Source organism: Kitasatospora sp. NPDC008050 (assembly GCF_042957465.1).
In the GTDB taxonomy this organism is placed as follows: domain Bacteria; phylum Actinomycetota; class Actinomycetes; order Streptomycetales; family Streptomycetaceae; genus Kitasatospora.
Window position 1 is genome coordinate 78,189 of the sequence record NZ_JBIBIJ010000024.1, and the last position, 20,097, is coordinate 98,285.

A 20,097-nucleotide genomic window follows, 5' to 3' on the forward strand; every position below is an offset into this window, starting at 1 on the left:
GCTTGAGCCGACCCCCGCGGCGACGGCATCGGCGCCCGTGCCCGGGAGCGTGCCCGGGCCTTGGCCCGGGGCCGCTCCCGCCCGGCGGAAGGCCGTCTGCCCAAGCCTTCGGCGCGCACGTCGGCAGGTGACGCCGCCTGTTACCACCGCCGGTACCGTCAGGCCTCAGCCACCCGTCGGCCCGCTGTGCAGGCCCAGGGATGCCCCGCGCTCCGCGCGACCGGCCCCGGCCGGCCGGGGACCGAACCCGCCCGGGTGCGCGCCCTCAGTCACCGGTGAACACGGGGCCGGACGCCAGGGCACCACCCGCGCCCCCGCAACCCCGGCACCCGGTCCGGCGGCTCGCCCCACCGCGGCCCCGCCGCGACCGCGCCGCCGGCCGAGGTCGGCACTCGGCCCGCGCAGCCGCTGCGCCGCGCGGACCGTGCGCCGACCAGCGCGGAGCTCGCCGCGCCGGTCACCGCACCGCTGCTACCGCCGACGGCCGCTACAGCTGTCCCCGGACCATCCGGATCAGCCGGTCCAGGACCTGCCCGCCGCTGACCCGCAGCCCGTCGTGCTCCCACTCATTGGTCACCCAGGTCCGCAGGCCCCGCACGGCGTCGGCGGTCGCCAGCGAGTCGGCGGTGTCCACGTACATGTCGTCGTGGTAGACGGCCGCGGCCACCGGGACCTGGTTCGCCGCCAGGACCGCCGGGGCGTAGAGGTCGGGCCAGTCCGTGCGCTGGGCCAGCAGGTTCGCGGCCTCCTGAAGCGGGCGCAGAGCCGGGTCGGTCTCGAACATCCAGGGGTAGATCATCTCCCCGGTGAACCGGACCGGGGTGCCCTCCGCCAGTGCTCGGGACGCGTCGAACTCCGGGAACTCCTTGCGGACCTGCTCGGCCGCCCAGCCCGTGGGCCCGGGATCCACCGACCGCTGTCCGTAGATGGACTCGTGCAGCACGGCGTAGAGCGGGCCGTCCGCGAAGGAGAGCTTCGACTGTGCGCCGGTCAGGAAGGTGTCGGACAGTTCGAGCCCGGCGCTGCCGCGGACCCAGGCGTCCTCCAGCAGGTAGTGCAGCGAGTCGGAACCACTGCCGGAGCCGAGCATCAGACCGAGGGCCTGGAACGCCGGCACGGTCAGCAGCCCCCCACCGGGCAGTTGGGCGGGCGCCACGGCCAGGTGCTCGACGACCCGCCGCACCGCCTCGACATCCTGCGGGTAGCGCGCGTAGTGCGCGGCGTTCTTGCGGGCCACCCGCGGGTACGCCGCCCGGTAGACGTCCGTCGCGCTGCTCCGCAGACCGGCCAGACCACCGGTGACCAGAGCCTCGCGCAGTCCCTCCGGCGCCAGCGACAGGTAGGTGAGGGTGCAGAAGCCGCCGAAGCTCTGTCCGAGCAGACTCCACTGCCCCTTCTCGCCCAGCAGCTGGCGCCGGATCAGCTCCGCGTCGCGGACGATCGAGTCGGCGCGGAAGTACGAGAGGTACTCGGCCTGCTCAGCGGCACCGCCACGCAGCGGCAGGGTCTGCCGGGTGGCCGGCGTCGAGCGCCCGGTACCCCGCTGGTCCAGCAGCAGGACCCGGTAGTCGTCCAGGGCCCGGTCGAGCCAGCTGTCGCGGCCCAGTGGCCGTGCGGCCCGCCCACCGGGACCGCCCTGCAGGTAGAGCAGCCAGGGCAGGTCGGATCGCTCCTTGCCGGCCGAGACCACCTCGCGGGCGTAGACCTCGATCTGCTCCCCCTGTGGTGCGGCGTGATCCAGCGGCACCTGGAAGAGATGATCGGTCAGGACGACGCCGGGCTGTCGGATCACGACGCTCATGAGACTCCTCGGTCAGTGCTCGGTGCGGCGGGTGCTCGCACGTTTCCGCGAGTGCCGATGCCGGAGGCGGCACCCGAGTTGCGTACGGGGGCCGATCGGCGCCGACCTGTGGACTTCCCGGTACGGGTGGTGCCACGTCGGCACCGTATCCTGACGCCAAGTGAGTGCTGCCGGTGCCGTCCCTCGGAAGCAGGCGGCACCCTCCCGGGATCTCGGACCGCCGCACAGGCCGCGGTCGCTTGTTCGGGCAGCGCCCCCGAGGAGGTCCATCGAGCGGTGGGGCGTGACCTGTGCACCGTGCGCCGCGTTCAGTCAGAGGGGCGCCAGCGACCCCGCCGCGGATGCAGGCCTCAGCGACGGGGGAACACAAGGCCGGTGGATCCGGGCCGGGGCGCCGGTCTTCCCGGTTTTCCCGGTGATCCGGGCGATCCGCCGGGAGGCGCTTGGCCGGGTCCGCGCGTCGATGAGAGCACCTGCGGTAGCCGTGGCCTGCGGGCCCGGACTTCCGCTCGACAGGAGGAGAGTCCGGTGACGGCCCCCAGGCCAGCCCAGACCGCGCTACCGGCCGAGACGGTCGGCGGCTCCAGGCCCACGCCGGGGCGGCCCGACCCGCTCGTCGCCGGTCCCGGCCGCCCCGCGGCGCCGGCACGCCGACTACCCGCGTTGCCGCACACGGACGTCCTCTGCGTCAGTGCCCCGGCGATGGCCGCCTCCGGTACCGATGGCCAGCTGCGCGGTCACGGGCTGCACGGCTTCTTCCGGTCCGGCATCCGCACGCTGAGCCGGATGGAGGTGCGGGTCGGTGGCGTCGAGCCGCTCGCCCTGCAAGGCGCCCTCACCTCGGCGGCACAGGCCAGGTTCCTCGGAGCGGTGCGGGTGCCCGGTGAACTCGACCCTGATCCGGCACTCACCGTGGAGCGGTTGCGCCATGCCGACGGGGTGGAGACCCTCACGGTGCGCAACGCCGGTGGCCGAGCCGCCCGACTGCCGCTGGAGATCGCGCTCGGGACGGATCTCGGCAGCCTCGCGGAGATCGCCGCCGGCGCCAGGCCGCCGGACGTGGCGGGCCAGGTCCAGTCCTCCGGGCTGCGCTGGATCGGTCGCGGGCACAGTGCGACCGTGAGCGCCAAGCCCTCGCCGCACGCGGTCCTGGCCGGGGCAGGGGTGCTCCGCTGGGATCTGGAGGTGCAGCCTGGCGCCCGCTGGTCGGTGGAGCTGCGGGTGGAGGTCGAGACCGCCGCTGCGACCGCCTCCCGCCCTCCGATCGGCCGCGGCGCCGGGGTGCCCGCGCCGTGGACCGAGCTCGCGATCCGCTGCGACGATCCCCGCGCCGAAGTCCTCGTCAGGCGTTCGCTGGACGCGCTCGGCGGCCTGCTGCTCGCCGACTCCGACCGGCCGACCGACCTCTACACGGCGTCAGGCGCGCCCTGGCGGTTCGGGCTGGCGCCCGCCGACGCGCTCTGGGCGGCCCGCTTCACCCTGCCGCTCGGCGCCCGGCTGGCGGGTGGCACACTGCGGGCCCTGGCTCGCCGCCAGCAGACGGCGAGCGCGGCTGGTGGCAAAGGGGAGGGGATCATCCCCGGCCCACTGCGCCACGCGGGCCCCGAGCTGCCGCCGTCCTGCACGGCCACCGAGGCGACCCTGCTCTTCGTCACGGTGCTGGCCGAGGCCTGGCGCTGGGGCCTGCCCCGGTCGGAGGTCGCGGAGCTGCTGCCGGCTGTCGAGCGCGCCCTGGGTGCGCTGCGGTCGACTCTGGCGAGCAGCACGATCGACGGTTTCGTCACCGATCTCGGCCGGCATCAGGACGACCGCACGGGGCAGCCACCGACTGCCCGCTGCGAGGTCCAGGCACAGGCGCATCGGGCCGCCTTGCACGGCGCCGAGCTGCTGGAGGCGTTCGGGCGGCCGGGAGCCGCGGCCTGGCGGGAGTGGGCCGCGGGCCTGCGGGGGCGGTTCCGCGAGCGGTTCTGGGTGGACGACCTCTCTGGCGGGCGCCCGGCCGCCGCGCTGACCGTCGATGGGCGCCCGCTGTCCGCGGTGACCGCCTCCTTCGTCCATCTCCTCGACCTGGGTCTCGCGGCGGAGGGAGCCGCGCTGCCGGGGCTGCTCGACCGTGAGCAGACCCGGCTGCTGGCCCAGCGGCTGGCCGCTCCTGAGTTGGACTGCGGCTGGGGGCTGCGGACTCTGAGCGCCAAGTCCCCGCGCTTCAATCCGCTGGGGCACCGCAGTGGCGCGGTTCGGGTCCAGGAGACGGCACTCGCCATCGCCGGGCTGGCCGAGGCCGGCTTCGAGCGCGAGGCCGGAGCCCTGCTGGAGGGGCTGCTGGCGGCTTCCGCACACTTCGCCGGGCGGTTGCCGGAAATGTATGCCGGGGAGCAGCGGCTGCCGGACTGCCCGCCGGTGCCGCATCCGGCCGCCTGCCGCCCGGCCGCCGGGTCCGCGGCGGGAGCCGCGCACGCGGTCTTCGCGCTGGCCGGAGTGCGGCCCGACGTGCCGGCCAGGCGCGTGGTGGTCCGTCCGGCCAGCACCGCGCCCCTCGGCGAACTCGAACTGGGCGGCCTTCGGGTTGCGGGGGAGCCGTTCTCGGTCCGGGTGAGCCGAATCGGTGTGGCCGTCGTCGAGGAGGCCTCCTCGGAGCTGCAACTGGGCGCGAGCTGACTTCGCGTCAGTCGCTCGGGCGAGCGAGTCCGACGCCTGCGCTGCTCGGCTCTGCGGCTCGGCTGGCCCGCCCCGAAGCCTCACGCTCGGTTCGGTTACTGCCACCCCGTGTTTATCGTCAGAAAGACGACTATGATCGAGGCCATGTCGCGCTATGACCCGTCGGCCTTTCCCCCGTTCGCTGTCACGGTCGACCTGGTGGTGCTGACGGTCCGGGAGCACGAACTCTGCGCGCTGCTGGTACGCCGGGGCGAGCCTCCCTTCCAGGGCTACTGGGCGCTGCCCGGCGGCTTCGTGCGCCCGGGCGAGGGGCTCGGCGAGGCGGCCTCGCGCGAGCTTGCCGAGGAGACCGGCCTGCGTGCCCACTCCTCGGCCGGTCAGGCGGCGGCCGGGGCGCACCTGGAGCAGTTGGCCACCTATGGGCACCCACAGCGCGACCCGCGGATGCGCGTGGTGAGCGTGGCCCACCTGGCACTGGCCCCGGACCTGCCGACCCCCAAGCCGGGCGGTGACGCGCGCGGAGCCCGCTGGGCGCCGGTCAGCGAGCTGCTCGGCCCCGGCCTGGCTGATCGCGAGCCGCTCGCCTTCGATCACGCGCTGATCCTCGCCGACGGTGTGGAGCGTGCCCGGTCGAAGATCGAGTACTCCGCGCTGGCCACCGCCTTCTGCGCCGAGGAATTCACGGTCGGCGAGCTGCGCCGGGTCTACGAAGCGGTCTGGGGCGTGGTGCTGGACCCGCGCAACTTCCACCGCAAGGTGACCGGCACCCCCGGCTTCCTGGTGCCGTCGGGCGGTACGACGACTCGTCAGGGCGGGCGTCCGGCTCAGCTGTTCACGGCCGGCGGAGCGACTGTGCTCAACCCGCCGATGCTGCGCCCGGAGTCGTGAACCTGCCCGGCGTGTGAGCGGCCACTGCCGCTGATCGCGCCCTGGGGCGAACGCTGGTGCGGCCGCTGTCCCCTGATCGAGTGAGCTGGACGGCCGGGTGGCCCGCGCCATCTCCGCAATGCCCGAAATCTCCCGATGTTCGCCCTAGGGTGCTGAATCCGGAGCAGGTGCTGAAACCGGAGCGGACGCGCCGCCAGGGCAGCCGGAGCACGTGGGAGCAGCCAGTGACGATCCAGGTCCATGGACTCACCAAGGTCTACCGCCGTGGCCAGGACCCCGCGGTGGCCGACGTCAGCTTCGATGTGGGCCCCGGCTCGGTGGTGGTGCTGCTGGGCCCCGAGGATGCGGGCAAGACCACGACGCTGCGGCTCATGCTGGAGCTGGAGCGCGGCAAGGGCGTGACGCTCTTCAACGGGCGCACCTACCGTCGACTGCGCCGCCCCGAACGCGAGGTCGGCGTGCTCCTGCAGACGGTGCACCAGTTGCCCGGCAGCCCCGGCCGTACCGCCCGCGGTCATCTGCGGATGCTGGCCGCCGCGGTCGGCGTCCCGGCGCGACGGGCGGACGAACTGCTGGAGCAGACCAGGCTGGCCGGCGTCGCCGAGCACCGTCTGCGCTCCTTCTCGCCGGGCATGAACCGCCGCCTCGCGCTGGCCGTCGCCCTGCTGGGCGCCCCCGAGGCGCTGCTGCTGGACGCGCCGTCCGAGGGGCTGTCACCACGTAACGCCGAGTGGCTGCACGCCTTCATCCGGGCCTTCCCAGCCGGCGGCGGATCGGTGGTGGTCACGACTCGCGAGCCTCGGGAGGCGGCTCTGCTGGCCGATCGGGTGGTGACACTGGACGCCGGTCGGATGGTCGCGGACCAGCCGGTCGCCGAGTTCCGCCGCACCAGGCTGCAGCCCGAAGTGTCGGTTCGTGGCCCCCAGATGGCCCGCCTCGCGGACCTGCTGGTGACCCAGGGCGCCGAGGTCCGCCGGGACGGCGGTGCCGGCCTCGCGGTGAGCGGCCTCGGACGCACCGAGATCGGCGAGCTCGCCTACCGCAGCGGCATCCTGCTGCACGAACTGGCCGATCGCGTGGTCGAGCAGCCGGCGCCCCGCGCGGTCCTGCCGCCGGTGGCCCAGTCGGGGCTGGTGTCCACCGTGAAACTGCGCCGGGTCACCTCGCTCACCGCCCGGGACCGGACCGTGGTCCTGGCTGCCGGGCGGCCGGGGCAGGCGCTTGCGGCCGAAGCGCAGACGGCCCTCCCGGCCTCGGCCCCGGCCGACCGCGCCGCCACCCAGTCGTTTCCGGTGTCCTCCACGCCCGGCTCCACGTCCGGCCTCGCGCTCGACGCCGCAGCGTCCACTCCCGCGCCGTCCACCCCTGTGCAGGCCCCCCCTGTGCAGGCCCCCCCTGTGCAGGCCACTTCGGAGCAGTCCATCGCTGCGCTGTCGGGCCCCGCGCCGTCCGCCCCGACCGGGCCCGCCGCGCTGCTCCCGGCCCCGGTGGCGGCTGCCGATCCCGTCACCGAACCGATCCCCCAGCCCCTGACCGGGCCCGACCACTGGAACGGATGATCCCGTGCGCGTACTGGCCTACGAAGTCCGACGCCTGCTGGGTCTTCGGTCGACCTGGCTGATCCTCGTCGCCACGCTGCTCGCCGGCTCCGCCCAGACCGCCCTGCTCGCCAGGCGGATCGCCCCCGGTCCGTTGCACGTGTCCGAGGGCATGCGACTGGTCACGGGCGCGCTCCCGCTGCTCGGGCTCCCGCTCGCGGCCCTCGGAGCAGGGGTGTTGGGCGCACTGGCCTCGGCCCACGAGGTCCGCTGCCCCGGGTTGGCGGCCTCGCAGGTCCGCTACGCGTCCCGGCTGCGACTGCTGCTCGCCAAGCTCGCGGTCGTCGGGACCGTCGCAGCGCTGCTCGCCCTGGCGTCCTTCCTGGTCGGTGCCCTGACGGTCCGAGTGGCGAACGCGCCCGTCAGCCCACCGGCACGCCTGCTGCTGCCCCATCTGTTCCGCACCGACCACCGCCCGCTGCCGGCACTCGCGATCTTCACCGCACTGGTCGTCGCGGCCGCCTGGATCGGCATCCTGACCGCGGCGCTGACCCGTAGCGCGGTGGCCGGGGTGCTGTTGTTCTGCGCACTGCCGATGCTGGTCGACGGATTCGCCCTGCCCCGGATGCTGGACCTGCTGCAGCATGAAGGGCTGAACTGGGGGCCGACCGCTTCGGCCCAGGCGCTCACCGTGCTGCTGCTGCCGACCGCGCTGCTCCTGGTGACCTGTCTGCTGGTCCAGGCCCGCCGCCGCTCGTACTGACCGGCCTGCTGCCGCTCCTGCCGGCCGGGGCTGCCGCTGCCCGCCGACCGGTCTGCGGCCCTACGCCCCGTCAGTCGTCCGGCCCAGTCCGGGAGAGTGGTTCGGCCTGTCCCTGGAGCCGCCGCGAGCCAAGGTCGCGGGCGTCGGCGATCAACGCGCAACTCACTGCCCGATATGGCCATTTCTTCCTAATAAGAAGTCAATTATCCAACCATGGGCGATCACCCTTTCGTGTGCTTTTCACGAGAATCCTCAAGTCGTGCCCGCCGATCGCCGACAAAGGACGTGTGAGTACCCTTGCGCACCCCGCCATGACCGTCGCCCGCACCGCCGAGTCCACCGCGCCCGGCGCCAGCGAGCTCGACCGTTTCTCCTACGCCGATCGGCCGACCCCTCCCGTCCCTCGCTGGGACGGGGCGGACAGTGACCTCGCCCGGGTCGGCCGCAAGACTGCCAGCAGCCGAGGCCGCGGGCTGCACGGGCAGCTCGTCCAGCAGCTCGGTCAGATGATCGTCTCCGGTGACCTCGGGGCTGATCGCCCGCTGGTGCCCGAGGAGATCGGTCAGCGTTTCGAGGTGTCGCGCACCGTGGTGCGCGAGTCACTGCGCGTCCTGGAGGCCAAGGGCCTGGTCAGCGCGCGCCCCAACGTCGGCACCCGGGTGCGTCCGGTCGCCGACTGGAACCTCCTCGACCCCGACATCATCGAGTGGCGCGCCTTCGGTCCGCAGCGCGACGAGCAGCGCCGCGAGCTGTTCGAGATGCGCTGGGCGATCGAGCCGCTGGCCGCCCGTCTGGCCGCCGGGCACGGCCGTGAGGAGATCCAGCAGCGGCTGGCCGAGATGACCGAGATCATGGGCCATGCGGCGGCCCAGGGTGATCTGATCACCTTTTCCCGCGCCGACGCCGAGCTCCACGTCCTGGTCCTGCAGATGGCCGGCAACCGGATGCTGGAGCACCTCTCCAGCATCGTGGCCGCCGCGCTCCAGGTCAGCGGTGGTCCGGCCATCGCCTGCGAGCGGCCGTCGGACACCTCGGTGAGCCTGCACGCCCGCCTGGTCGACGCGCTCGGCACGGGGGACGGCACCGCGGCCGAGGCGGCCATGCGTGCGCTGCTCACCGTGCACCCGGACGTCGAGCACGCGGTGCCGGCGCCTCGCGAGCACTAGTCCGGGCCGCGAACACCGAGTCGTGATCACTGAGTGAGGCCGACCACGGAGCCATCGGATCTGGACAGAGCCCTCCGGAAGCCCGCGCGAGACGCGTCGGGCCCACCCGGAGGGCCCGCCGCTGTGGCGGCCGATGGTCCGGGGACCTCAGCCGGGGAGGCGTGTGACCTGTGCCACGAGCGGCATGCGTAACACTTGGGGAGCGGCAGCGATGTGTACGGAGCGGAAGCAGCTCCGGAATACCCGCGCCATGTCAGAATGCTGTGTTGGTCTGCGGCGCTGCTGCCGTCCCACATACCCAGCGTCCTGCAAACCCAGTCCTCAAGTCCGAGCCGGTCGGAACCTGTCGTGCCCTGTGGCGCGTCTTTCCTCCTCGCCCACTCGGGCGGTCCGGTATGGGTTCGAGTCCACTCTTCGTCCGAGAGGTTGTTCGTGTCGGCCAGCACATCCCGTTCGCTCCCCCCCGAGATCGCAGAGTCCGCGGCCCTGCTTGCGCTCATCGAGCGGGGCAAGGCCCAGGGGCAGATCGCCGGTGACGACGTGCGCCAGGCCTTCGAGGCGGACCAGATCCCGGTCACCAAGTGGAAGAACGTCATGCGCAGCCTCAACCAGGTGTTGATTGAGGAAGGGGTGGACCTGATGGTCAGCGCGGCCGAGCCGTCCGCCGCCAAGCGCAAGAGCGTCGCGGCCAAGAGCACCACCAAGCGCACCGCCACCAAGGCGGTCACCACGCGTACCCCTGTTGCCCAGACCAAGCCCCCGGTTCGGATCGCGCCCGCCGCGACGGTGGCCCCCGCGGCCGTCGCCTCCGTGGTGTCGGTCACGGTGGACACCACGCTGGGCGCGCAGGCGAACCTCGACCCGACCTCCACGGTCGCCAAGAAGGTCGCCGCTGCCGCGCCCGCGAAGAAGGCCGTGGCGAAGAAGGCCGCCGCTCCCGCCAAGAAGGCGGCCGCGAAGAAGACCGCCGCCAAGGGCGAGAAGGGCGACGAGGAGCTCCTCGGCGACGATGAGCTGCTCGAGGAGGCCGCGACGCCGGCCGGCAAGGCCGACGGCGAGGCGGAGCCGGAGGAGGAGTCGGAGGGCTTCGTCCTCTCCGACGATGACGAGGACGACGCGCCCGCTCAGCAGGTCGCCGTCGCCGGTGCCACCGCCGACCCGGTCAAGGACTACCTGAAGCAGATCGGCAAGGTTCCGCTGCTCAACGCCGAGCAGGAGGTCGAGCTCGCCAAGCGCATCGAGGCCGGCCTGTTCGCCGAGGACAAGCTCAGCCAGGCCGACAAGCTCGCCCCCAAGCTCAAGCGCGAGCTGGAGATCATCGCCGAGGACGGCCGCCGGGCCAAGAACCACCTGCTGGAGGCCAACCTCCGCCTGGTGGTCTCGCTGGCGAAGCGTTACACCGGTCGCGGCATGCTCTTCCTGGACCTGATCCAGGAGGGCAACCTCGGTCTGATCCGTGCGGTCGAGAAGTTCGACTACACCAAGGGTTACAAGTTCTCGACCTACGCGACCTGGTGGATCCGTCAGGCGATCACCCGCGCGATGGCCGACCAGGCCCGCACCATCCGTATCCCGGTGCACATGGTCGAGGTCATCAACAAGCTGGCCCGCGTGCAGCGCCAGATGCTCCAGGACCTGGGCCGCGAGCCCACCCCGGAGGAGCTGGCCAAGGAACTCGACATGACCCCCGAGAAGGTCATCGAGGTCCAGAAGTACGGCCGCGAGCCCATCTCGCTGCACACCCCGCTCGGCGAGGACGGCGACAGCGAGTTCGGTGACCTGATCGAGGACTCCGAGGCGGTCGTCCCGGCCGACGCGGTCTCCTTCACCCTGCTCCAGGAGCAGCTGCACTCGGTGCTCGACACCCTGAGCGAGCGCGAGGCCGGCGTGGTCTCGATGCGCTTCGGCCTGACGGACGGTCAGCCGAAGACGCTGGACGAGATCGGCAAGGTCTACGGGGTCACCCGTGAGCGCATCCGCCAAATCGAGTCGAAGACCATGTCCAAGCTGCGCCACCCGTCGCGCTCCCAGGTGCTGCGCGACTACCTGGACTGACCCCACCTGGTCGATCCGGCCAGCGGTACCGGCAAGGCCCGGAGCAGCTCGTCTGCTCCGGGCCTTGCCGCGTTCCGGGCCCCGGGTGGTGGGCACGCGGCCGTGCCACGGGCGTCATCCGGCCGCCATGGATATCCCTCGTCCGGGTGTTTGAACGCCCACTGATGGAAACTCAGGGTGAGATTGTGACTACGCTGTGGCGGTTGCCTGCTGCCGAATCGCCCGGAGTGCACTGTGATGTCCATCTCGTCCGTTTCGACCGGCCTCGATGTCCGCCGCACGCCGCACCCGCGGTCGGCGCCCCGGCGGCGGGTGGTGGTCGCCGCCCTGCTGACCGCGCTGCCGGTGGCGCTGGTCTCGGTGAGTGCCGCGCCGGCCCAGGCGGACCGCCGGATCGTGGGTGGCCGCACGGACAGTACCCTCCAGCGGCCGTGGATGGTCGCGGTGGCCAGTCGGCCGCAGTTCGGCGACACCCGCTCGGGCCAGTTCTGCGGCGGCACGCTGGTCACCCCTACCAAGGTGGTCACGGCCGCGCACTGCTTCTACGACGAGCGCGAGGGTCGCATCGTCGAGCGTCCGGAACTGCGGGTGATCGTCGGCCGGACCGATCTGACCGGTCAGGACGGCGCCGAGGTGCCCGTGACCAACGTCTGGGTCCACCCGCAGTACTCGTTTCAGCAGAACATGCAGGACGTCGCCGTGCTCACGCTGGCCACCCCGCAGAACGGCCGGGCGGTGCTGCCGATGATCGGGCAGGGCGAGACGCTGCCGTATGCCCCCGGTACGCGGGCGCAGGTGTACGGCTGGGGCGACACCACCGGCCGCGCGCGGTACGCCGACAGCCTGCGCAGTGTCGACGTCCCGATGGTGGCCGACTCGGTGTGTGCGCGCGACTACCCGGGCGGACCGGACGGCGCCTTCGATGCGCGCGGCATGGTCTGCGCCGGCGAGGCCCGGGGTGGCAAGGACGCGTGCCAGGGCGACAGCGGCGGCCCGCTGGTGGTCAACGGCCGACTGGTCGGCCTGGTCTCGTGGGGGACCGGCTGCGCGGAGGCGAACCACCCGGGCGTCTACACCCGGCTGTCCGCGGTCGCGGACGAGGTCGGCACCCAGCTGTGATCGGGACGGCATGTGACCAGGACGGGAAGGGAAGCGTCGCCGCTCGGCTCGGTCAGGGCCGACGGCGGCTCAGCTCCCGGATGTGATGCTCTTGTTGCCGCGGCACCCATCGCTTGAAGTGACCAGGTGGTCACGCAGTGATGGTTCCGGGTATGACGCTGGGCGGCAGGCCCTGCGGCCCACCGCCCAGTGGCCGGCCCGCAAGGGCCGACCTCAGCGCGTCAAGGGAGCGCCGAACGCTCAGCGCTCGTCGCTGGCGGCTGAGGCCGCCGTGGTGGCGAGACGACCGCTCTCGTCCTGTATTTCCACGGCGATCTTCTTGAGCTCCGGCTCGAACTTCCGCCCGTGATGGGCGCAGAAGAGCAGCTCTCCGCCGCTGGCCAGTACGACGCGCAGGTATGCCTGGGCGCCGCAGCGGTCGCAGCGGTCAGCCGCGGTGAGCGGGCTCGCAGGTGTCAGAACAGTAGTCACGTCGCCTCTTCTCTAGCTCGACGAGCTGTCGTACCAGGGTCAACATCCAACCAGGCCGAAAACGTTCCCGCTCGTGGCTTTTCTTCTCTGAGGATTCTGCTGTGTTGATGAGGACGTGCCCCGGGCACCGGTGGTTCATGCGCGCCGGAATCCGCGACCTGTCCATCACTCGAACGCACCTTCGAACTGTTGTCCGAAGGTGGGCGTAGCATAATCCCCTATTGGGTTGGAGCATAAGCCCCGCCCCAAGCCCGGGTAGCCTGCATCTCGGCAGTTCCAGCGCTCGCGGACGGCTCGACGGTCCGCCAGGACCCGTCGGGCGCGGGCGAGATGGCGCTCCCGCCGAGCGGACCGGGCTCGACCCGTGTTCGCGCAGCGCGTACAAGCTGCGGAGTCGGGGCGGATCATGCAGTGGCCGGCTGTGCGCGAAAGCGGGTGCCGCCGGGGGAGATCCGGGAATCGCCGGACCGAGTCAGAAGTCTCTTTGGAGGAGTGCACCGCGTGAGCGCCGAAACGACCGTGCCGCCTGCCCTGCGTGCCACGGAAGACGGATCCAACTACACCGCTCGGCATCTGCTCGTCCTCGAGGGGCTCGAGGCGGTCCGTAAGCGGCCCGGCATGTACATCGGCTCCACCGACAGCCGCGGCCTGATGCACTGCCTCTGGGAGATCATCGACAACGCGGTGGACGAGGCGCTCGGCGGGTACTGCGACCGGATCGATGTCGTGCTGCACGACGACGGCTCGGTGGAGGTACGGGACAACGGCCGCGGCATCCCGGTGGACGTGGAGCCGAAGACCGGGCTGTCCGGCGTCGAGGTCGTGCTGACCAAGCTCCACGCGGGCGGCAAGTTCGGCGGCGGGTCCTACGCGGCCTCCGGCGGCCTGCACGGCGTCGGCGCCTCCGTGGTCAACGCGCTCTCCGCGCGACTGGACGTGGAGGTGGACCGCAGCGGTCACACCCACGCCATCAGCTTCCGCCGCGGCACCCCGGGCGTGTTCACCGAACTCAGCCCGGACGCCCCGTTCGACCCGGCCAGCGGCATCACCAAGGCCCGCAAGGTGCCCAAGACCCGCACCGGCACCCGGATCCGTTACTGGGCCGACCGGCAGATCTTCCTCAAGGAGGCCAAGCTCTCCCTGGAGAACCTGCACAACCGCGCCCGACAGACCGCCTTCCTGGTGCCCGGGCTGACCATCGTCGTGCGTGACGAACGGCTGACGGAGAGCGACAAGGTCGAGGAGTCCACCTTCCGCTTCGACGGCGGGATCGGCGAGTTCTGCGAGTTCCTGGCGCCCGACAAGCCGGTCTGCGACGTGCTGCGGCTGCGCGGTGAGGGGACCTTCAAGGAGACCGTTCCGGTCCTGGACGAGCTCGGCCACATGACCCCCACCGAGGTCACCCGCGAGCTCGGCGTGGACATCGCGCTGCGCTGGGGCGCCGGCTACGACACCACGCTGCGCTCCTTCGTCAACATCATCGCCACGCCCAAGGGCGGGACCCACGTCACCGGTTTCGAGCGCTCGCTGGCCAAGACGGTCAACGAGGCGCTGCGCGCGGCCAAGCTGCTGCGGGTCGCCGAGGACGACATCACCAAGGACGACGCCACCGAGGGCCTGACGGCCGTGGTCACCGTCCGGCTGGCCGAGCCGCAGTTCGAGGGGCAGACCAAGGAGGTGCTCGGCACCTCGGCGGCCAACCGGATCGTGGCCGCGGTGGTCGCCCGGGAGCTCAAGGCCTTCCTGACCTCGTCCAAGAAGGACGAGAAGGTCCAGGCCAGGGCGGTGCTGGACAAGGTCGTGGCAGCTGCCAGGACCCGGGTGGCAGCGCGCCAGCACAAGGAGGCCCAGCGCCGCAAGACCGCGCTGGAGACCTCCTCGCTGCCCGCCAAGCTGGCCGACTGCCGCAGCGACGACGTGGAGCGCAGCGAGCTGTTCATCGTCGAGGGCGACTCCGCGCTCGGCACCGCCAAGCTGGCCCGCAACTCCGAGTTCCAGGCCCTGCTGCCGATCCGCGGCAAGATTCTCAACGTCCAGAAGGCCTCGGTCTCGGACATGCTCAAGAACGCCGAGTGCGCGGCGATCATCCAGGTGATAGGAGCGGGCTCGGGCCGCACCTTCGACATCGACCAGGCCCGCTACGGCCGGGTGATCTTCATGGCCGACGCCGATGTCGACGGATCGCACATCCGCATCCTGCTGCTGACGCTCTTTCAGCGCTACATGCGGCCGATGGTCGAGCAGGGCCGGGTCTTCGCGGCGGTCCCGCCGCTGCACCGGATCGAGCTCACCAACCCCAAGCGCGGCCAGGAGAAGTACCACTACACCTACTCCGACGCGGAGCTGCGCCGCACCCTGCTGGAGTTCCAGGCCAAGGGCCTGCGCTGGAAGGAGCCCGTGCAGCGCTACAAGGGCCTGGGCGAGATGGACGCCGACCAGCTGGCCGAGACCACCATGGACCCGCGCCACCGCACCCTGCGCCGGATCAACCTCGGCGACCTGCCCGCCGCCGAGCAGGTCTTCGACCTGCTGATGGGCAATGACGTGGCCCCCCGCAAGGAGTTCATCGTCGACTCGGCGGCCACCCTGGACCGCTCACGGATCGACGCCTGAGGGTGATCCAGAGGGGGGCTCTCCACCCAGGGGTGGAGAGCCCCCCTCGGCGTTGAATCAACCCTGGAGCCGATCAGCCGGCGGCGCGCGATCCGTAGCGTCTGGAGTGTCAGAAACCTCTCCGTTCGAGATGGAGCGCTCCGATGGTCGCGCTGGGCAACATCCTCATCATTCTCGTGGTGGTCGTCTTCATCGCCCGCCGCCAGTTCCAGGCGCGCAAGCTCAACACCGAGCGCCGTTTCTGGGTCCTCCCGCTGATCCTCGGCGCGCTGGCGCTGCGCGATCCGCACCTGATCGACCCGGCCCACCGGGGGGCGGCGATCGGCCTGCTGCTCGCCTCGGTCGTGGTCGTGCTGGCCATGGGCTCGACCTGGGGCTGGACGGTCAGGATCTGGCGGGAGAGCGACGGCGCGATCTGGGTCAAGGGCACCGTGGCGACGGTTGCCGCCTGGGCGGGCCTGATCGTCCTGCGGGTGGGCCTGTACGGGCTCGGCAGTGCGATGCACGTGCACCAGAGCTCCAGCTCGCTGCTGCTCACGCTCGGCGCGCTGCTGCTGGTGCGCGGTGTCGTGGTCAACTGGAGGGCCCACACGCTGGATGGCTCGCAGAACCTGCGCGCGCTGGTCTGAATCATCACCGCCACCCTGGAAGGACCGCTGCCCGTGCCGCTGGACACCTGGACGCGCTGGCCCTCGCGGGAGGGCCTGGCCCGGGAGAAGCGGGCGCTGCCCGGCCTGATGCTCTCCGTCGTCGGCAGGCTGGCGATGCTGACGGGGGTGACCCTGGGGACCTTCAACGGCGACCGGCTGACCGGGGGGACCGGGACCGTCGTCGGGGCGACGGTCCTGCTGATCGCCGCCGTCGTGGTGCTCCAACTGTTCTTCCGGACCACCCGCCGGCACCGGATCGGCTGGTCGCTGGCGGTTGCCGGACAGCTACTGGTCCTGGCCCCGATCGCGCACCACATCGGAGCCGACACCTTGGGTGACGTGATCTGGTGCGTGCTCGCGGTGCTGGCCCTGCAGCGAATGCCGCTCGCGGCCGCGCTGCCCACCTGCGCCGCCGCCCTCGCCTCCTACGCGGTGCTCAGCGGCAACACCTTCCTCGCGCTGCTCGCCACCGTGGCGGGCCTGAGCCTGCTGGGCTACCTGCTGCGGCTCGACGCCGAGGCCCGTGGCACCGCGCAGCGGCTGCTGGAGCAGGAACACGCGGCCCGGGCGGCCGAGGCGGAGAGTGCCGCGCTGGCCGAGCGGGCCAGGATCGCCCGGGAGATCCACGACGTGCTGGCGCACAGCCTGTCGGCCCAGCTGGTCCACCTGGAGGCCGCCCGGCTGATGCTGGACAGCGGGGCCGACCGGGAGCAGATCAGGGAGCGCGTGGTGGCGGCCCGCAGGATGGCCCAGGACGGGCTCAAGGAGACCAAGCAGGCGCTGTCCGCGCTGCGCGGCGAGTTCACCCCGGTCGGCGAGTTCCTGGTGGAGCTGGCCCACCAGGAGCAGGCGCGGCTGACCGTCACCGGCACCCCCCGCCCGCTCGACGCCGAGGTCGGCCTCGCGGTGCGGCGCACGGCGCAGGAGGCGCTCACCAACATCCGCAAGCACGCGCCGCGGGCCCGGCGCACGGTGGAGCTGCGCTACCTCGACCAGGAGGTGGAGCTGCTGGTCCGCAACGGTGGCGGAGCGGCCGAGGGTGGGCTGTCGGAGCTGTCCGCCAGCGGCAGCGGATACGGACTGCTGGGCATGCGCGAGCGGGCCGAGCTGATCGGCGGCAGCCTGCAAGCCGGCCCCGAGCCGGACGGCTGGCTGGTGCGGCTGCGGCTGCCTGCGTGACCGCGGCGCGCCCGGCACGGTAAGAAGGACCGGTAGGCAGGACGGAACGAGCGCGTACAGCGTGGAACGGGGTGGCCGGTGCACGAGCGGAGCGGGGCGAGGGACACAGCGCCGACGACACGGGTGCTGGTCGCCGACGACCAGACCGTGGTGCGCGAGGGCATCGTGATGCTGCTGGGCCTGCTGCCCGGGATCACGGTGGTCGGGGCGGCCGCGGACGGCGACGAGGCGGTCCGGATGGTCGCCGAGCACGCCCCGGACGTGGTGCTGATGGACCTCCGGATGCCGCGCTGCGACGGGGTGGAGGCCACTCGGCTGATCCGGGCGAACCACCCGGGCACCGAGGTGGTGGTGCTCACCACGTACGCGGAGGACGACTCGCTCTTCCCCGCGCTGCAGGCGGGCGCCCGCGGCTACCTCACCAAGGACGCCGGCGCCGAGGAGATCGCCCGGGCCATCGCCGACGTCCGGGCCGGTGCGGCGGGCCTCTCGCCCCAGGTGCAGCGGCGGCTGCTGGAGCGGCTCGCCGGTGCCGCGCCCGCCGCCGGCTCGCCGCCGGTCCAGCCGCAGCAGGGCGAGCCGACGGCCCAGGGCACGGCCGGCCAGCGCCAGCTGCCCGACGGCCTGACGGCCCGTGAGGCCGAGGTGCTGGCGCTGATCGCCGAGGGCCTGTCCAACGCCGAGATCGCCGAGGCGCTTTTCGTCAGCCCGGCCACCGTCAAGACGCATATCAACAACCTCTTCGCGAAAACCGCCGTCCGGGATCGTGCGCAAGCGGTCAGCTATGCCTTCAGGCACGGGATTTCCGGTAGTTCGCGAACCGACTGAACTCACCTCATCGGGTGAAAATCCCGGCTGAATGCCACATTTCGGTTTCTGACTTGCCATCATGGTTCCCGTCAGGGCGCCGTCGGTACGCCGCATGGATCTTCGGGGCGGGTCGTCCGGAGTGCCCGGTGCCGATACCCGACGCCCCACCACTCGGTGGTGCATCCCGGGCCAGGAGCAGCATTGGCACAGCACGAAGTCACCGGATCGACCGGCCGGACGCCCCGGCAGGGCCAGCGATTTGACTGGTGGTCAACTCCCGGTGCGTCCGGTCCACCCGGCGCGGCCGTCCGGCCCGCCGCCCGCAAGGTCGCGACCCGCAGCGCGTTGCCTGCCCAGCGGCCACTCCAACCCGTCGAACCCGGGCCGGATCCGGCTGCCGCCGAGGTCTACCGCGAGGTCCAGCAGAGCGCCGCCTTCCAGGAGATCCGCCGCAACTACCGGACCTTCGTCTTCCCGGCCACCGCGGTCTTCCTCGGCTGGTACCTCTTCTACGTGACAGCCCAGGCGGCCGCGCCCGACCTGATGCGCACCCCGGTCGCCGGCCCGTTCAGCATCGCCTGGCTGCTGGGTCTGCTCCAGTTCGTCTCGACCTTCCTGATCACCTGGCTGTACGCCCGCAACGCCCGCACCAAGCGCGACCGAGCCGCCCTCGGCCTGCGCTGGGAGACCCAGGACCAGCTGCGATGACTCCTACCCCACACGCCGCTGTTCCCTCGATCGGCCCCGGAGACCACCACGGCCTGGCCGTCGTGCTCTTCGCGCTGGTGGTCGTGGTGACCCTGGCCATCACCCTGTGGGTGGGACGGCGCGGTCAGGCCGCCGAGGACTTCTACACCGGGGGCCGTGACTTCGGCCCGCTGCAGAACGGCATCGCGCTCTCCGGCGACTACCTCTCCGCGGCCTCCTTCCTCGGCGTCACCGGACTGATCGCGCTCTACGGCTACGACGGCATGCTCTACAGCATCGGCTTCCTGGTCGCCTGGCTGGTCGTACTGATGTGGGTGGCCGAACTGGTGCGCAACACCGGCCGCTACACCCTGGCCGACGTGCTGGCCACCCGAATGCGGCAGCGTCCGGTGCGGGCGGCCGCCGGCAGCGCCAGCGTGGTGGTGACCCTGCTCTACCTGATCGCCCAGATGGTCGGCGCGGGCAGTCTGGTGGGCCTGCTGCTGGGGACCTCCGGGGCTGCCGCCAACACCTGGACGATCGTTGCCGTCGGTGCCCTGATGATCATTTATGTGACGGTCGGCGGTATGCGCGCCACCACCTGGATCCAGATCGTCAAGGCAATGATGCTGATGATCGGCGCCGTCCTGCTCACCTGCTGGGTCCTGGTGCGCTTCCAGTTCGACCTCGCCGAACTGATGCACGCCGCGGCGCGCAGCAGCGGCGCCGGTGACCGGTACCTGGAGCCCGGGCTCAAGTACGGCGGCTCCACCACCAGCCGGCTCGACTTCGTCAGCCTCGGCCTGGCCCTGGTGCTGGGCACCGCTGGCCTGCCGCACATCCTCTCCCGCTTCTACACCGTGCCCACTGCCAGGGCCGCCCGCCGCTCCACCATCTGGGCGATCGGGCTGGTCGGCTGCTTCTATCTGATGACCGTCGTCCTGGGCCTGGGGGCCACCGCGCTGGTGGGTTCCAAGGCGGTGAAGGCCGCCAACTCGGCGGGCAACACGGCGGTTCCGTTGCTCGCGCTCAACCTCGGCGGTGGCGAGGGCAGCACCGGCGGCACCCTGCTGTTCGCCCTCACCTCGGCGATCGCCTTCGCCACCATCCTCGCCGTGGTCGCGGGCCTGACCCTGGCCTCCTCGGTCTCGTTCGCCCACGATCTCTATGCCCAGGCCTTCCGCCGCTCGGACCGGCCGGTGGTCACGGAACGTCAGGAGGTGGTGGTGGCCCGGCTGGCGGCCGTGCTGATCGGTGGGCTGGCGATCGTGCTGAGCCTGTTCGCCCAGCGGCTCAACGTCGCCTTCCTGGTCAGTCTGGCCTTCGCGGTGGCGGCCTCGGCCAACCTGCCCACCCTGATCTACAACCTCTTCTGGCGCCGCTTCACCACCCGCGGCGCCTGCTGGGCCACCTACGGCGGGCTGGTGCCCGCGCTGGTGCTGGTGCTCTTCTCGCCCGTGGTCTCCGGCAGCAAGACCGCGATGTTCCCCGGTATGGACTTCCACTGGTTCCCGCTGGAGAACCCGGGGCTGATCTCGATCCCGCTGGGCTTCCTGCTCGGCTGGGTCGGCACGGTCAGCGGTGAGGAGCGGGCGGACGCGGACAAGTTCGCCGAACTGGAGGTCCGTTCGCTCACCGGGGCCGGAGCCGTCTGACCCCGGATCGGCGGGTGCCGGCACCCGCGTGGACCCCGGCCGTG

At 72.0% G+C, this 20,097-nt stretch carries 15 protein-coding genes; 13 read left to right on the forward strand and 2 right to left on the reverse strand.

The window, feature by feature from the left end; all coding sequences use genetic code 11:
* Positions 1 to 487: 487 nt before the first annotated feature.
* Positions 488 to 1,801, reverse strand: coding sequence for an alpha/beta fold hydrolase (locus ACFZB9_RS32965; RefSeq protein WP_391453355.1), 1,314 nt, complete (start codon positions 1,799 to 1,801; stop codon positions 488 to 490).
* 702 nt (positions 1,802 to 2,503) lie between these two features.
* On the opposite strand from ACFZB9_RS32965, the gene ACFZB9_RS32970 reads away from it, so the two are divergent.
* The 7 genes from ACFZB9_RS32970 to ACFZB9_RS33000 all read left to right on the forward strand — a co-directional run bounded on the left by ACFZB9_RS32970 (position 2,504) and on the right by ACFZB9_RS33000 (position 11,988).
* A complete protein-coding gene (locus ACFZB9_RS32970) occupies positions 2,504 to 4,459 on the forward strand; it encodes a glycogen debranching N-terminal domain-containing protein (protein ID WP_391453406.1) in 1,956 nt (651 codons plus the stop codon).
* A gap of 144 nt (positions 4,460 to 4,603) precedes the next feature.
* The gene (locus tag ACFZB9_RS32975; protein WP_391453357.1) at positions 4,604 to 5,347 is read left to right on the forward strand and encodes an NUDIX domain-containing protein; all 744 of its coding nucleotides are present in this window, start codon (positions 4,604 to 4,606) and stop codon (positions 5,345 to 5,347) included.
* 224 nt (positions 5,348 to 5,571) lie between these two features.
* Positions 5,572 to 6,906 carry an ATP-binding cassette domain-containing protein gene (locus ACFZB9_RS32980; protein ID WP_391453359.1) on the forward strand — a complete coding sequence of 445 codons (1,335 nt, stop codon included), beginning with the start codon at positions 5,572 to 5,574 and terminating at the stop codon, positions 6,904 to 6,906.
* A 4-nt stretch (positions 6,907 to 6,910) separates the two neighbouring features.
* Complete coding sequence (locus tag ACFZB9_RS32985) at positions 6,911 to 7,648, forward strand: hypothetical protein (RefSeq protein ID WP_391453361.1); 738 nt, start codon at positions 6,911 to 6,913, stop codon at positions 7,646 to 7,648.
* 233 nt (positions 7,649 to 7,881) lie between these two features.
* Positions 7,882 to 8,814 carry a FadR/GntR family transcriptional regulator gene (locus tag ACFZB9_RS32990; RefSeq protein ID WP_391453362.1) on the forward strand — a complete coding sequence of 311 codons (933 nt, stop codon included), beginning with the start codon at positions 7,882 to 7,884 and terminating at the stop codon, positions 8,812 to 8,814.
* Between the two features lie 432 nt (positions 8,815 to 9,246).
* Entirely contained in the window at positions 9,247 to 10,869 is a 1,623-nt protein-coding gene (locus tag ACFZB9_RS32995; RefSeq protein ID WP_391453363.1) for an RNA polymerase sigma factor, read from the forward strand.
* A gap of 237 nt (positions 10,870 to 11,106) precedes the next feature.
* Positions 11,107 to 11,988, forward strand: a complete 882-nt coding sequence (locus ACFZB9_RS33000) for a S1 family peptidase (RefSeq protein WP_391453365.1) — start codon at positions 11,107 to 11,109, stop codon at positions 11,986 to 11,988.
* 240 nt (positions 11,989 to 12,228) lie between these two features.
* On the opposite strand, the gene ACFZB9_RS33005 is transcribed toward ACFZB9_RS33000, so the two are convergent.
* On the reverse strand, positions 12,229 to 12,459 hold the full coding sequence (locus ACFZB9_RS33005; RefSeq protein WP_327066977.1) for a hypothetical protein: 231 nt from the start codon (positions 12,457 to 12,459) through the stop codon (positions 12,229 to 12,231).
* A 501-nt stretch (positions 12,460 to 12,960) separates the two neighbouring features.
* Between ACFZB9_RS33005 and ACFZB9_RS33010 the strand changes: the two genes are divergently transcribed.
* The 6 genes from ACFZB9_RS33010 to ACFZB9_RS33035 all read left to right on the forward strand — a co-directional run bounded on the left by ACFZB9_RS33010 (position 12,961) and on the right by ACFZB9_RS33035 (position 20,053).
* Positions 12,961 to 15,072 (forward strand): type IIA DNA topoisomerase subunit B, encoded by a 2,112-nt coding sequence (locus tag ACFZB9_RS33010; protein WP_391453367.1) that lies wholly within the window; start codon positions 12,961 to 12,963, stop codon positions 15,070 to 15,072.
* A gap of 143 nt (positions 15,073 to 15,215) precedes the next feature.
* A complete protein-coding gene (locus ACFZB9_RS33015) occupies positions 15,216 to 15,701 on the forward strand; it encodes a DUF1453 domain-containing protein (protein WP_391453369.1) in 486 nt (161 codons plus the stop codon).
* Positions 15,702 to 15,734: 33 nt separating this feature from the next.
* Positions 15,735 to 16,901 (forward strand): sensor histidine kinase, encoded by a 1,167-nt coding sequence (locus ACFZB9_RS33020; RefSeq protein ID WP_391453371.1) that lies wholly within the window; start codon positions 15,735 to 15,737, stop codon positions 16,899 to 16,901.
* Between the two features lie 168 nt (positions 16,902 to 17,069).
* A complete protein-coding gene (locus ACFZB9_RS33025) occupies positions 17,070 to 17,729 on the forward strand; it encodes a response regulator (RefSeq protein WP_391453407.1) in 660 nt (219 codons plus the stop codon).
* Between the two features lie 183 nt (positions 17,730 to 17,912).
* Positions 17,913 to 18,419 carry a DUF485 domain-containing protein gene (locus tag ACFZB9_RS33030; protein ID WP_391453373.1) on the forward strand — a complete coding sequence of 169 codons (507 nt, stop codon included), beginning with the start codon at positions 17,913 to 17,915 and terminating at the stop codon, positions 18,417 to 18,419.
* A complete protein-coding gene (locus tag ACFZB9_RS33035; protein ID WP_391453374.1) occupies positions 18,416 to 20,053 on the forward strand; it encodes a cation acetate symporter in 1,638 nt (545 codons plus the stop codon). The genes ACFZB9_RS33030 and ACFZB9_RS33035 overlap by 4 nt, the downstream gene beginning before the upstream one ends.
* The last annotated feature ends 44 nt before the right edge of the window (positions 20,054 to 20,097 follow it).

Excerpts from the sequence above, each read along its gene's own strand:
- ACFZB9_RS32965 (WP_391453355.1), bottom strand. The coding sequence starts at position 1,801 with ATGAGCGTCGTGATCCGACAGCCCGGCGTCGTCCTGACCGATCATCTC.
- ACFZB9_RS32970 (WP_391453406.1), top strand. The coding sequence starts at position 2,504 with ATGGCCGCCTCCGGTACCGATGGCCAGCTGCGCGGTCACGGGCTGCAC.
- ACFZB9_RS32975 (WP_391453357.1), top strand. The coding sequence starts at position 4,604 with ATGTCGCGCTATGACCCGTCGGCCTTTCCCCCGTTCGCTGTCACGGTC.
- ACFZB9_RS33000 (WP_391453365.1), top strand. The coding sequence starts at position 11,107 with ATGTCCATCTCGTCCGTTTCGACCGGCCTCGATGTCCGCCGCACGCCG.
- ACFZB9_RS33015 (WP_391453369.1), top strand. The coding sequence starts at position 15,216 with ATGGTCGCGCTGGGCAACATCCTCATCATTCTCGTGGTGGTCGTCTTC.
- ACFZB9_RS33025 (WP_391453407.1), top strand. The coding sequence starts at position 17,070 with ATGCTGCTGGGCCTGCTGCCCGGGATCACGGTGGTCGGGGCGGCCGCG.
- ACFZB9_RS33035 (WP_391453374.1), top strand. The coding sequence starts at position 18,416 with ATGACTCCTACCCCACACGCCGCTGTTCCCTCGATCGGCCCCGGAGAC.